General features: G+C 48.1%; 11 protein-coding genes, 1 tRNA gene and 1 riboswitch. Of the genes, 7 read left to right on the top strand and 5 right to left on the bottom strand.

Annotation, left to right across the window (positions count from 1 at the left end):
* Positions 1-212 precede the first annotated feature (212 nt).
* Complete coding sequence (locus tag ACKU41_RS08020) at positions 213-614, top strand: Hpt domain-containing protein (protein ID WP_319780877.1); 402 nt, start codon at positions 213-215, stop codon at positions 612-614.
* Between the two features lie 87 nt (positions 615-701).
* Here the strand turns inward: ACKU41_RS08020 and ACKU41_RS08015 are convergent, their stop codons facing one another.
* Complete coding sequence (locus tag ACKU41_RS08015) at positions 702-1,142, bottom strand: flavodoxin (RefSeq protein WP_319780876.1); 441 nt, start codon at positions 1,140-1,142, stop codon at positions 702-704.
* 462 nt (positions 1,143-1,604) lie between these two features.
* Between ACKU41_RS08015 and ACKU41_RS08010 the strand changes: the two genes are divergently transcribed.
* The 3 genes from ACKU41_RS08010 (at position 1,605) to metC (ending at position 5,141) form a co-directional block, all read left to right on the top strand.
* Positions 1,605-2,696 (top strand): bifunctional 3-deoxy-7-phosphoheptulonate synthase/chorismate mutase type II, encoded by a 1,092-nt coding sequence (locus tag ACKU41_RS08010; RefSeq protein ID WP_321404970.1) that lies wholly within the window; start codon positions 1,605-1,607, stop codon positions 2,694-2,696.
* On the top strand, positions 2,696-3,784 hold the full coding sequence (aroB, locus tag ACKU41_RS08005; RefSeq protein ID WP_319780874.1) for a 3-dehydroquinate synthase: 1,089 nt from the start codon (positions 2,696-2,698) through the stop codon (positions 3,782-3,784). The genes ACKU41_RS08010 and aroB overlap by 1 nt, the downstream gene beginning before the upstream one ends.
* Positions 3,785-3,977: 193 nt before the next feature.
* Complete coding sequence (gene metC / locus ACKU41_RS08000; protein ID WP_321404969.1) at positions 3,978-5,141, top strand: cystathionine beta-lyase; 1,164 nt, start codon at positions 3,978-3,980, stop codon at positions 5,139-5,141.
* A 149-nt stretch (positions 5,142-5,290) separates the two neighbouring features.
* On the opposite strand, the gene ACKU41_RS07995 is transcribed toward metC, so the two are convergent.
* Positions 5,291-6,286, bottom strand: a complete 996-nt coding sequence (locus tag ACKU41_RS07995; protein WP_321404967.1) for a glycosyltransferase — start codon at positions 6,284-6,286, stop codon at positions 5,291-5,293.
* Positions 6,287-6,351: 65 nt separating this feature from the next.
* Positions 6,352-6,702, bottom strand: a complete 351-nt coding sequence (locus tag ACKU41_RS07990; RefSeq protein ID WP_319780871.1) for a PilZ domain-containing protein — start codon at positions 6,700-6,702, stop codon at positions 6,352-6,354.
* Positions 6,703-6,901: 199 nt separating this feature from the next.
* Between ACKU41_RS07990 and ACKU41_RS07985 the strand changes: the two genes are divergently transcribed.
* The 3 genes from ACKU41_RS07985 to ACKU41_RS07975 all read left to right on the top strand — a co-directional run bounded on the left by ACKU41_RS07985 (position 6,902) and on the right by ACKU41_RS07975 (position 11,284).
* On the top strand, positions 6,902-7,474 hold the full coding sequence (locus ACKU41_RS07985) for a DUF4136 domain-containing protein (RefSeq protein ID WP_319780870.1): 573 nt from the start codon (positions 6,902-6,904) through the stop codon (positions 7,472-7,474).
* Between the two features lie 311 nt (positions 7,475-7,785).
* Positions 7,786-7,980, top strand: a riboswitch (cobalamin riboswitch).
* 78 nt (positions 7,981-8,058) lie between these two features.
* Positions 8,059-10,332 (top strand): 5-methyltetrahydropteroyltriglutamate--homocysteine S-methyltransferase, encoded by a 2,274-nt coding sequence (metE, locus tag ACKU41_RS07980; protein WP_321404963.1) that lies wholly within the window; start codon positions 8,059-8,061, stop codon positions 10,330-10,332.
* Positions 10,333-10,402: 70 nt separating this feature from the next.
* Positions 10,403-11,284 (top strand): methylenetetrahydrofolate reductase, encoded by an 882-nt coding sequence (locus ACKU41_RS07975; RefSeq protein ID WP_321404958.1) that lies wholly within the window; start codon positions 10,403-10,405, stop codon positions 11,282-11,284.
* Between the two features lie 98 nt (positions 11,285-11,382).
* On the opposite strand, the gene ACKU41_RS07970 is transcribed toward ACKU41_RS07975, so the two are convergent.
* Entirely contained in the window at positions 11,383-12,045 is a 663-nt protein-coding gene (locus ACKU41_RS07970) for a hypothetical protein (protein ID WP_319780867.1), read from the bottom strand.
* Positions 12,046-12,205: 160 nt separating this feature from the next.
* A tRNA-Leu gene (locus ACKU41_RS07965) sits at positions 12,206-12,292 on the bottom strand.
* Positions 12,293-12,378 lie beyond the last annotated feature (86 nt).

Here is a 12,378-nt window from a genome sequence, read left to right as displayed (position 1 = left end):
TTTTTGTTGCTGCCTCAAGGTTGAGGGCGGCAGTGTAGAATTTTGCTGCAAAAAAGGAAAGCCCGACCGTGGGAGATACGAATTTGGGTTTTAAGTTACATTTTGTTGACGAAAGCTCAGGGTTAGGGCAGAACCCGTACAGTGCTCCTGTTGGGAGTTGTAAGCAGATTTTTAACCCTTGCCAGATGGCGAGTGGAACCTATTTATATAAAATGAGTACTGGCGACAGATTACTGGATATATTTCGGGATGAGACCCTTGAACGGCTCGATAATATCGAGACCGGTCTTTTGCAGTTGGAAAACAGTACCGCGGATTTGACCCCGGAACTGATCAATTCCATTTTCAGGGACGCCCATTCCATTAAAGCAGGGTCTAACCTGCTCAAATTAAGTGTCATTGAAGAACTTTCCCACAAGCTGGAAAACGTTCTGGAGATGATCCGTTCCGAAGGTCTTATTCCCACAGAACTCATCATCACAGCTTCTCTGGAATCTGTGGATAAATTGCGCTCTTTGACCGAAGACGTGCTCAACAGCAATACTAAAAGTATCCGTCTGCAGAAAACCATGCTTGAAGTCTCGGTTCAGCGCGCATTGGCCGGTGAAAATTAGACCGTCTATTTAGCGATAATATTTTACAAGCCCCCGTACCGTTATGGTCCGGGGGCTTGTTTTTTGGTTCTTTTTGCTAGGGAGTACTTAGAGTTTCTCAGCTATTTCTCTACCCCATTCAATTATTGCGGCTCGTTCCGGATCACCGTCAACTTTGAGGCTGTCTCCGATGACTATCGCACCTATTTTTTCCAGTTTTTCTTCAATGGCATCTACAGCACCGCAAAAAAAGGTATAGCTGGAGTCCCCGCAGCCGAATACGGAAACTTTTTTGCCCTTAAGGTCTGCGTCTTCAAGAGAATCGAATAGGGGAATGAAGTCATCCTGCAGCTCAATCTCATCGTCACCCCAGGTGGAGCAACCGAAGATCACAATGTCGTAGCCGTTGCCGAGTTCGGCAATACTTACGTCGGTTACATTTTTCAGTTCCACTTCGAAATTCTTGTTTTTTAAACTTTCGGCTACATATTCTGCCGCTGTTTCAGTGTTTCCAGTGGTTGAACCGTAAACGATCAGTGATTTGGGCATAATTTTCTCCTTTTGGATGTATAATCAGGTTTGAAACCGTTAACCAGACTTTTAGTGACAATGAAATTCAAAGTCAATATCAATAAATGGTTTTGTTAAGATAGTATGAAAAAAACGGGTTGGATTAAATTGAGTATTTACGCCGTACCCCAGTGGTGTTATGGGATATCGAGACTGATCGGAAATTTCGGACGGCTTGCGCCAGCAAACGCCGACCGGGTCTTGCCGAAACCTGCCTCCCCGGCAGGATATATAGTCCAACTTCATTCACAACTTGTTTAGATCACGTGGGACTTTAGTCTCTCCCGTGTTTTATACTTACCTTATACTCCGGCCGTTTTTTTTCTGCTGTTTTCTGCATTGTCTGTTATATTCAGATTTCAATCTTGCAGTTATCCCGTTTAGCGCCATCAAACCGGCCTGGATTTCTTATCAACTTCAAATATTACGGAGGTTATTTCCATGAGCGTACAACTTGATGTAACCGGTTTGGATTCTTGGGGATTCAATAACGACGGACCATTGATTATTGCCGGACCTTGCAGTGCCGAGTCCCGTGAGCAGCTTCTTGAAACCGCGCGAGGAATTCAAGATAAGGGTGTTCACCTCCTGCGCGCCGGAATCTGGAAACCCCGTACCCGTCCAGGATGTTTTGAGGGAATGGGCGAGGAAGGTCTTAAATGGCTGGTTGAAGCAAAAGAGGAAACCGGTCTGCCTATCTGCTGTGAAACAGCCACCCCCGAACACATCGAACTCTGCCTTAAGTACGGTGTGGATTTGATCTGGATCGGTGCAAGAACCACAGTAAACCCCTTTGCTGTACAGGCCATGGCCGATGCCTTGCAGGGGACCGATATCCCGGTACTGGTCAAGAACCCCATCAACCCTGACGTGGAGCTCTGGCTTGGTGCTCTGGAGCGTATCAACAAAGCCGGGGTCAAGAAACTCGGTGCCATTCATCGCGGTTTTTCTTCCGCCCGCCCCAGTGAATACCGTAACGCTCCCAACTGGAGAATTTTTATTGAACTGCGCCGCCGTACTGAAGGCATGCCTATCATCTGTGACCCCAGCCATCTTTGCGGCAAGCGTGAATTGATTCCTGCTGTGGCCCAGAAGTCCCTTGACCTTCTTTTTGACGGCCTGATGATTGAATCCCACATCAATCCGGATGTAGCTCTTAGTGACAGCAAACAGCAGTTCACACCCGAAGATCTCGGTAAAGTGCTTGCCGGGCTTGAAGTTAAGCATGCTGTTGCAGAAGATGAAGAATTTGCCCTGAAGATGGAAAGCAAACGCACCCGTCTTGTTGAAATTGATGATGCCATCGTTGAGCTTCTTGCCGAGCGCATGGCTCTTGGCCGCAAGATCGGTAAGATGAAATGTGAGCGCGGCATCGCTCTCCTGCAGCCTGCTCAGTGGAAAAAAACTGTTGAAAAACGTACCCGTGAAGGGGTTGCCCGCGGCATGGATGAGCACTTCATGCTCCGTATATTCCAGTACATCCACGAAGAATCCCTGCGTCAGCAGGAATGCGTGCTGGCCGGGGAAGATTAATGCCGAAGGTCAAAGTTGAACTGCGCGGGGAGTTCGATAATTCCTATGAGATCAGCGTGGGCTACTCCGTCATGGATGAAGTTGTAGCGGATCTTAAAACACGGAAATACGGATATACCCCGGTAGTTATCTGCGATGAAAATACCCGCGAGCTTTTCGGCCATGATCTGGTCGAAAAGCTTGCGCTTGCGGATGTTGACCCCCTGCTGCTGACAGTCCCAGCAGGGGAGAACAGCAAATCGCTTGATGTGTTCGGATCGTTGCTTGAAGCCATGCTTGAGGCAGGGATTACCCGTCAGGATGTAGTCGTCGCCCTTGGAGGTGGCGTAGTCGGTGATCTCTCCGGTTATGTTGCCGGGAGCTATATGCGCGGGATTAATTTCGTGCAGGTGCCAACTACTCTGCTTTCACAGGTGGATTCTTCTGTTGGCGGAAAGGTGGCGGTGAATATCCGGCACTGGAAGAATTATTGCGGTATGTTCTACCAGCCCAAGCGGGTTTATACCAATATTTCAGCCCTTAACTCTCTGCCTGAACGGGAAATTCTCAGCGGGCTTGGCGAAGTAGTCAAGACAGCATTTATCGCTGACCGTGATCTGGTGGAATACCTGTCCGCCAATGCGGAAAAGGTCCGGGGGTTAGATAGCGATGTCATGGCTAAAGTCGTGGCCAGATGCTGTGAGATCAAGGCCGATGTTGTGATCCGTGACGAAAAGGAAGGCGGGGTGCGCCGTATTCTCAATTATGGTCACACTGTGGGCCATGCCATTGAGACTTTTGCAGGGTACAAGATTTCCCATGGCGAGTGCGTCGGCTGGGGTATGCGTATCGTGGCCCGGGCCTGTCATAAAGCAGGAATGCTATCTGCCGGGGACCTTGAGTTTCATGAGAAGCTCATGGACAAGCTCGGTCTTGCCACCGGCAAACTCAATATCGAGCCTGCCCGAATCATGGAACTCATGAAGAAAGACAAGAAGGTCAAACATGGTGCGGTGGTCATTGTCGGTCTTGATATGTTGGGCAAAGCTGTTGTGCGTGAGGATTTTCCGCTTGAGTTGATTGAAGCGGAGCTTGAGAAAATGCAATAAGAAATTTACCGGTGGTTTTACCGACGGCCTTTCCTAAAGCCGGAGGATCTTTAGCAGGAGATTCTCTGGTTTTGTCAGGGCATGGCCGCATCGCCATTGGAATTGTCTGAATAAATATTAAAAATTGCGGGGAACTGGTTGTTTTTCCAGTTCCCCGTTTTATATTTTGGGCCAGAAACAACAAGGAGTTCCCATGAAAGATATTTCCACCAGGCTGGTCAATGCAGGTAAAGCTGAGGCGCTGCAAATTATAAATACCATTAATCCTCCCCTGCACCGGGCTTCCACGGTTATTTTTGATTCCTATTCCGATATGCTGAAAGCGAATAAGGGTGAGTTTGAGGGCATAGAATACGGAACCTGCGGACTAAGCGCACAGAAGGCTTTTGAAGTCGCCATGTTGGAGCTGGAAGGGGCGCACGGCTGCAGGGCATTTCAGTCCGGAATTGCCGCAATCGCTATGGTCCTTATGGCTTATACAAAACAGGGAGACCATATCCTGATTTGTGATAATGTATATGGCCCGACACGTCGTTTCTGTGATGGCTTTCTCGCAAAATACGGTGTTGAAACAGAATATTTATCTTCTGACGCAGGCGTGGGGATTGCCGGATATATTCGCGAAAACACAAAGCTGCTTTTTATGGAATCCCCCGGATCCAACACTTTTGAGATTCAGGATATCTCTGCCATTACAGCAGAATGCCGTGCAAAAGGAGTTGTTTCGGTAATTGATAACACATGGGCTACCCCTTTGTATTTCAATCCTTTTAAGCACGGTGTGGATGTATCCATCCAGTCCTGCACCAAGTATATAACCGGGCATTCGGATATCCTGCTGGGCACGGTTTCCACAAATGAACAGAGCTGGGCGGCTTTTAACAAGTGTTGCGGTCTTTTTGAAGTATATGCAGCGCAGGAAGATTGCTATCAAGGGTTGCGCGGTTTACGGACTCTGAAGGTTCGGCTGAAGGCGCATGAAGAGTCCGCTCTTGAGGTTGCCAAGTGGCTTGAAAAGCATGACATGGTAGAATCGGTCATCCATCCGGCTCTCGAAAGTCACCCCCAGCATGAGCTTTGGAAAAAGTATTATAATGGTTCGAGCGGCCTTTTTGCTTTCACTCTCAAGGAAGAGTACGAGAATATTGATCATTCTCTATTTGTGGATAATCTGGCCCTCTTCGGTCTCGGTTACAGCTGGGGAGGTTATAAGAGTTTGATTACCGGAGGAAAATTCCGGCGCACAAATCCTTTCGGTTACGAGGGCAAAACCATATTCCGCCTCAATATCGGGCTGGAAGATGTTGAAGATTTAAAGGCTGATCTAGCTCAGGGGCTGGAGAGGTTGAAAGTTTGATTTACAAATAAAAAGAACTCCCCGAAAAAGCTTCGTGGGAGTTCTTTTTTATTGTTTCAAGAGCGGGCAGAGAGGTTTCCTGTTCTTTTCTCGTCATAACGGAATGGGCAGCAAGGTTATAGTCCTGCAGAATCTTCTTTAAAAAACTCTCATTTTTTAGCTGCTTCCAGATAAATTTTTTGAAGTTCAGGGTTACATATCTCTGCGGCCCAGTGCAGATAAAGTGATTTCAGGAAGTTGCGGCGTAACTCCGGGGCGGCTTTCAGGCGATTGCTGACGGCTGCTTCAACATTCATTTCAGAGATGACATTGTGCAGGGTTCTGGCCCGGTGAATGATTCGGTGCGAACTTTCAATCAGTTCGTTGCCTTGCCGGGCAATGCGCTCCCGCAAATCGTCGTCTGCAAGCAACAGATTCTGTTTTTCCACAAGATCTGCAACGCTGTTCGGTTCGTAAGTCATCAGATGGACCCCGTCCTCAAAGAGGTCAAAGAGTCCCTGTTCAATTCTTGGGGTCAGCAGGCAGGCACCGCAGGCCAGTGCTTCGAATACCCTGAAATTGAGATCGCCGCGCTCTGCTATGTTGAGCACCACCTTTGCTTTGGGGAAGAGGTGTCGGAACTTGCCTTTAGTGATATGCAGTCCCGGAATTTTTTTGGCTGCTTCATCGAGGAATTTTTTTCTTTGCGGAGTAATTTCGGCATCTACGGTGCCCACGAAGAGCAGGTCCCATTCTTTTTCCATTTCAGAGGGGACATCATAATCCGTGGGTACGGGGGGGAACCAGAGCAGGCGTGATTCTTTCAGACGTGGTTTGAAACGGTCAAGATGGTCTTTCAAGCTGACCAGACAGATGTCGAATCCCTGTGCATAGATGGGGTACCAGCTATGGATATGGGTATCAATGCAATGGAAAATTGTCAGGCAGGGGAAGTTTTCCACCCCGGCAAGGGGAGGGGCGATTGAGCGGTCAGCATAGACCACAGCAAATGGTTCCGTTACTGTTTTATCCAGAATATCCTGCCAGGTTAATACCTGCTGGCCCGTAATAGGAATAGGGACTGTTTTGTAACCCAGCCTGTCCATTCCGGTGCGGAAGAAGATATTGCCGACCCATGCGATTATTTTGTTTTCGTGCTTACTCACAAAGTTGAGGATACCAATTTATCGGATTTATTGAAAGAGAGGGTGGGTGGCAGTCTTGATTGCGGTTACTTCATCATAGCAGTAAGGCTTGTTTCATCAAGATCAAGGGCCGGAGTAAATTTTACCCCGAAAAGCTTGTCTTCCTGCCAGACGGCCACTGCTTTCTGGCTGCTCAGAAAGCCTATATTGTTATTGAAAATACATCCACGGATAAAAATTTCGTCATTCTGTTGCAGTTTTCCTGTATCGTTCCCGGAATTAAGGGTGAACTTCATACCGTCAGTGGAAATATTCAGTATGGTAATATCAAAGTCGCCTGTTGCAGATGACGCTGCAATATCACATTGCCGGAAAAAATTGTTGATTGAGCTAAGCTCAATACGAGGATGTTTACGCCTGTCTGATAGTGTATTCATAAGTACCTCCCCATGGGTAGAGGACACTATGATCGAATTTAATTCAAGTGAATTATTTTTTCCGTAGTTGAATTTGTTTTAACTCTTGGCTAAAGCGGCTAAAAAAGTTAAATGCTTAAGCTATAGGAAATTGTAATAAAAATTTTAATACGGCTGTTTTTTCAGGGGAAGCCGTAACATATAAAGTCAGGAGATTGAGGTGAGGAAGTTACTAGTTGTCTTTGCTTTGCTCGGGATGATGCTTTCCGGGTGTGTTTATGTGAATATGGATGTTGAAAACAAGCCCGTTGAGGGGACTGATTTCAGCAAGCTTAAAACTTTTGCTTTCAAGCAGAAAAGTGAATCAAAGAAGGATCTTGAAGCTATCCTTCTGAACTCCGCCAAACTTGAGCTGGAGTCCAAGGGCTTCCGTTATGATCCTGCTTCTCCTGATTTTGTCGTGCTGGTCAATTTCGGCTCCAAAGCTTTTATGGAAAGAGGCGTTACCTACAAAAGGGAAGCCTATGAATATGATTACATCAGCAAAACCAATTCCGAAATCGGTGTGGTCAAGGATGCTGATGCCCCCCGCGTCGACAATACCGTACGCATCTATCTGATGACCCCTGAATCCGAGGGTATGAAAACTTTCCTCTGGCGGGGAATGGCAGTAAGCCAGGATCGCGAAGGACTGGATGTTGTCGGGCGTTGTCTGGTTAAGGGAGCTTTGATTAAGTTTCCTTCTGCCAACGGCAGTTTCCGTGAAAAATTTAATGTGAATGATTGCGAATAGTCCCAACAAGTCGAGGAAAGACCTTTCGGACTGTTTGGCTGTTTATCTACAGCTCTGAGTTTTATCTCACAGCTTCAGGTGCCGATAAAGCACCAACTGTGGCATTGCTGAAATAAAAGCCGGAACTAAGCGTATTTAGATATACGCTGGTTCCGGTTTTTTTGTTTTGTGCGTTTGCCTATGTTCTCAGAACAAGCAGGTTCAGTCTTTTCCGCTTGCCGGGTTTTGTTTCATTTGGATTAATCAAGTTTGCATTAGCGCTTGACTTCGATGATGAAGAGTGTCATTTGTTTATCACTATATAACAATATTTTTATATATTGAACTTGAGTTGTGAAAATCTGCAGGAAACGGAAGACGGTGAAAATCCGTCGCAGGCGCGCTGCTGTAACCGGGTAATTCAATCGAAATGGTATCAGCCCACTGTTATCTTAACGGGAAGATCTGATGCTGTGCGTCCAAGAGACCCGGAAGCCAGAAGACGTCCTGCAGAAATTAGTGGCCGGACCTCGCGAACAGGTACGGAAAAAAGGGATGGCACATCCCGCCGCAGAAAGCGGACACTGCAAACATGGAGAAGTATAATGCTGACGCACACCTTGGGTTATCCCAGAATGGGTAGTAACCGTGAATTAAAGAAGAAACTGGAATCCTACTGGAAAGGCGATGCCGGCAGGGACGATCTTTCCCTGACTGCCAAAAAACTGCGCGCGTTGCACTGGCAAGACCAGAAGAAAGCCGGAGTGGACATTCTTCCGGTTGGTGATTTTTCCTACTATGACCATATGCTTGATAATGCCGTGCGCTTCGGCGTTATTCCGAAAAGATATAATATTTCAGGCCGCAATGCATCACTTGATGATTATTTCAGGATGGCCCGTGGCGAAGCCGGGGAAAACGGTGTTGCAGCCATGGAAATGACCAAGTGGTTTGATACAAACTATCACTATATTGTCCCTGAGTTCTGTCGTGACCAGAAGTTCTTTCTTGCCGATGAATCCCTGTTGCAACAGGTGGATGAGGCGGCTTCGCAGGATCACAGAATCAAGGCGGTGCTGCCGGGACCATTGACTTTTCTACTGCTCGGTAAATGTGCGGATCAGGAATTTGACCGCTTGGACCTGCTGGAAGGGTTGCTCCCGGTTTATGTGGAACTTATTGAAAAACTTTCAGCCAAGTGCGAATGGATTCAATTTGATGAGCCTGTACTGGCTCTTGATCTTGACGAAAATGTACGCAGGCTCTTTGCACCGGTTTACCGCACTTTCAAGGAAGCGGCTGCAAGTACCAAGGTTATGGTTGCTTCCTATTTTGGCGGGCTGGGTGAGAATCTCGAAACGGTTGCCGCCTTGCCTGTCGATGCGTTGCATGTGGACCTTGTGCGCGGCGGACAGGATCTTGAACCCTTGCTTGCAAAAATTGCCGGGAACATGAGTCTTTCCCTCGGCGTAGTGGACGGCAGGAATATTTGGCGTGCGGATCTTGATAAAGCCGTTTCAGCTGTGAACAAAGCCGCCATTGCCCTTGGCGAGGACCGGATTTTTGTTGCTCCGTCCTGTTCACTTCTGCATGTCCCCTTTGATCTTGATCTGGAGACAGAATTGGATGCGGAAATCAAAAGCTGGATGGCTTTTGCCCGTCAGAAATGCGCGGAAGTCAGAACCGTGGCTGATGCTGTTTCCGGTCAGGATGTCGAAGAAGCACTCATGGAGAACCGCAGGATTCTTGAAAGCCGCAAAGTCAGTCCTAAGGTGAACAATCCCGAGGTCGCCAAGAGATTGGCTGCGTTGAAACCTGAAGATTACCACCGCAAGTCCGCTTATGAGCAACGGGCAGAGATACAGCGCAGTCTTGGGTTCCCCCTGCTGCCAACAACCACCATAGGTTCCTTTCCCCAGACTTCGGAAGTGCGCTCCACCAGAAGCGGATTTAAAAGCGGACGCATTGAACGTGCTGATTACGAAAAATTCATGCGCGGCTACATTGAAGATTGCATCCGCCGTCAGGAAGAGATCGGTCTTGATGTGCTGGTCCACGGTGAACCAGAACGCAACGACATGGTTGAGTATTTCGGGGAGAATTTTGACGGTTACTGCTTCACTTCCAATGGCTGGGTGCAGAGTTACGGTTCCCGCTGTGTGAAGCCTCCGGTCATTTTTGGGGATGTTTCCCGTCCCGGCCCCATTACCGTGGAGTGGATCAACTATGCCCGTTCCCTTTCCGAGCGTGAGGTCAAGGGCATGCTCACCGGTCCGGTGACCATTCTTTGTTGGAGTTTTGTCCGTGATGACCAGCCGCGCAGTGAAACCTGCCGCCAGATTGCACTGGCTGTCCGTGACGAGGTGGCTGATCTTGAAAAGAGCGGGGTGAAAGTAATCCAGATTGACGAACCGGCCCTGCGTGAAGGTCTGCCCCTGCGTAAGTCGGAGCAGGCTGAATATCTGAAGTGGGCAGAGGAGTGTTTTCGTCTTTCTTCATCCTGCGTGGATGATGCGACCCAGATTCATACCCACATGTGCTATTGCGAATTCGACGAAATCATGGGGTCAATTGCAGCGCTTGATGCCGACGTAATCAGTATTGAAGCCAGCCGCAGCCGTATGGAGCTTTTGGGTAGCTTCAAGCAGTTTCACTATCCCAATGAGGTCGGCCCCGGAGTGTATGACATCCATAGCCCGGCAATTCCGGCAGCAGACGACATGGCTCTGCTGCTCGAAAAGGCGCTTGAAGTCATCCCTGCGGAAAGGCTCTGGGTAAACCCGGATTGCGGACTTAAGACCCGCAAGTGGGATGAGGTTATTCCGGCCCTGAAAAATATGGTTCAGGCTGCGGAAACAGTACGCCTTAAGATTAAATAGATTAACATAAATATTCTCCTGGACCGTGCCTGCGGTCCGGGAGGCAAGCATATTAAAATGGAGAGTAAAAATGCAGGTGGCACAGAATATCAATAAAGCAGAACAGTTTTTTTCTTTTGAATTTTTTCCTCCCAAGGATAAATCCACATGGCCCAAGTTCTTGGAACGGGCAGAGAGGCTGGCCGGGTTGAATCCCCTTTTTGCCTCAGTCACTTACGGAGCGGGGGGCACCAGTCACGACAATTCACTTGATATCTGTTCGCTGCTGAAAAAGGATATGGGTATTGATATTCTGGCCCATCTGACCTGTGTGGGAGCCAGCGAAAAATCCATTGACGGTTTTGTGTCCGATCTGGTGGATGCCGGGGTTACGGATATTCTCGCCCTTGGCGGAGACGGGGTGGCCGGTTCAACCGGTGATGACCAAAGCCGTTTTTTTCATGCATCTGATCTGGTAGAGTATGTGGACGGCAAATTTTCCGATGTCGGCATCGGCGTGGCCGGATACCCCGGCGGGCACCCTGATTCCCCTTCGCTGGTTTGGGATTTGGAATTTCATCATGCCAAACTTGCCAAAGGGGCTGATTTCACCATGACTCAACTGTTTTTTGATAACAGAGTCTACTTCGATTACGTGGATCGGCTTGGAGCGCTGGGTATTGAGCGTCCGGTTATTCCCGGCGTGTTGCCTATTCAGTCCTTGAGTTCCCTGCGCCGGATTATGTCCCTGTGCGGGGCGTCCATCCCCGGTGATCTCTATTGCGGGGTGGAGAAGGCTTTTGAAAAAGGCGGGGATGAAGCTGTCATGGATTTCGGGTTTGAGTTTGCGCGTAAACAGATTGCCGGCTTGCTGGATAAGGGCGCACCCGGAGTACATATATACAGTCTGAACCGGGCAGCCATGTGTGAAAGGCTGATTACTGATTTGAAAAGGGATGGATATTTTAATTAAAATTGGCGAATTAAATATTAAAAAACAGCCCTGTTTGCCAAATGGCAAACAGGGCTGTTTTACTTACTGATAGGGATTCTGAAGAGCCTTAGGGCTTTCTACAAAAAGCCTTTGAAAGCTTCGGCAATCTGGGCGGCGGCTTTTACTCTTTCCGGACCATTTTCAATGATAAAGGGCAGGATTTTGTCAGAGTAATTACCCAGCCCGGAGAGCAAGGTATCGCTGATCCCCTTGGATGAGGGGGAAGCGATAAAATCTTTGATTTCTGTGTAAAGGGTCTTGGCTTCGCTTACTGAGTTGTTTCCTGAAGTATAAGCTGTGGAAGCGTGGTCGTAGACTTTTTTAGCTTTTCCGAAACTGTCAGGAGTCGTGATGATTTTGGTCAGTTTTGAAGTCAGGGAGGCGCTGGTGGTTTCCGCATCCATACTTTCGGATAACCCAACCAGATTGACCAGCCTTGTGAAGGTTGAGCCGGAGTTGATGTCGCCCAGTTTGGATGTGAGGGCGGCTCCTTCATCAGGGTTAAGCAGGCTCATGGTTACGGTCTGTGCATCAACGAGGTTCTCTGTGGAATCATAGAAGCCGGAATAAACATTCTTGGCCCGGTCAAGCAGGCTGGCTCCTTCCGCTGCGCTTTTTGCTGTTTCAGCTGAAGAAGAAAGGTCATTGAGGCTGAAGGCCGAAGCCGCAGGAACCTGAAAAAGTATGCAGGCTGCGATCAATAGGGAAAATACTATCTTTTGGGAACTGAGTTTTTTCATCTTGGTTTCTCCTTTTGGGGTTAGGTGAGAAGTATACATGAATGATGAAATCTTTCCATTAGAAATATGGAGAGAGGGCTTCACTTTTAGATGGGAAAAGGGCTTAGGGGTAACAACGAAAAAAGCCGCAACATTTGTTGCGGCTTTCTTTGTTTACGAGTGGTGCCGAAGAGAAGACTCGAACTTCCACGGAGAAACCTCCACTAGACCCTGAACCTAGCGTGTCTACCAATTCCACCACTTCGGCACTCGGTAGAGAGATGTTTATGTATTTCAGCCGGCTTTGGCAAGCACTTTTTTTGTTAAATCGTAAATAAATTGTAAAATGGTGGC

The sequence above is a fragment of the Maridesulfovibrio sp. genome (assembly GCF_963678865.1).
Lineage (GTDB): Bacteria > Desulfobacterota > Desulfovibrionia > Desulfovibrionales > Desulfovibrionaceae > Maridesulfovibrio.
This window is presented reverse-complemented; position numbering and strand designations above follow the sequence as displayed.

Excerpts from the sequence above, each read along its gene's own strand:
- ACKU41_RS08020 (WP_319780877.1), top strand. The coding sequence starts at position 213 with ATGAGTACTGGCGACAGATTACTGGATATATTTCGGGATGAGACCCTT.
- ACKU41_RS08015 (WP_319780876.1), bottom strand. The coding sequence starts at position 1,142 with ATGCCCAAATCACTGATCGTTTACGGTTCAACCACTGGAAACACTGAA.
- ACKU41_RS08010 (WP_321404970.1), top strand. The coding sequence starts at position 1,605 with ATGAGCGTACAACTTGATGTAACCGGTTTGGATTCTTGGGGATTCAAT.
- aroB (WP_319780874.1), top strand. The coding sequence starts at position 2,696 with ATGCCGAAGGTCAAAGTTGAACTGCGCGGGGAGTTCGATAATTCCTAT.
- metC (WP_321404969.1), top strand. The coding sequence starts at position 3,978 with ATGAAAGATATTTCCACCAGGCTGGTCAATGCAGGTAAAGCTGAGGCG.
- ACKU41_RS07990 (WP_319780871.1), bottom strand. The coding sequence starts at position 6,702 with ATGAATACACTATCAGACAGGCGTAAACATCCTCGTATTGAGCTTAGC.
- metE (WP_321404963.1), top strand. The coding sequence starts at position 8,059 with ATGCTGACGCACACCTTGGGTTATCCCAGAATGGGTAGTAACCGTGAA.
- ACKU41_RS07975 (WP_321404958.1), top strand. The coding sequence starts at position 10,403 with ATGCAGGTGGCACAGAATATCAATAAAGCAGAACAGTTTTTTTCTTTT.
- ACKU41_RS07970 (WP_319780867.1), bottom strand. The coding sequence starts at position 12,045 with ATGAAAAAACTCAGTTCCCAAAAGATAGTATTTTCCCTATTGATCGCA.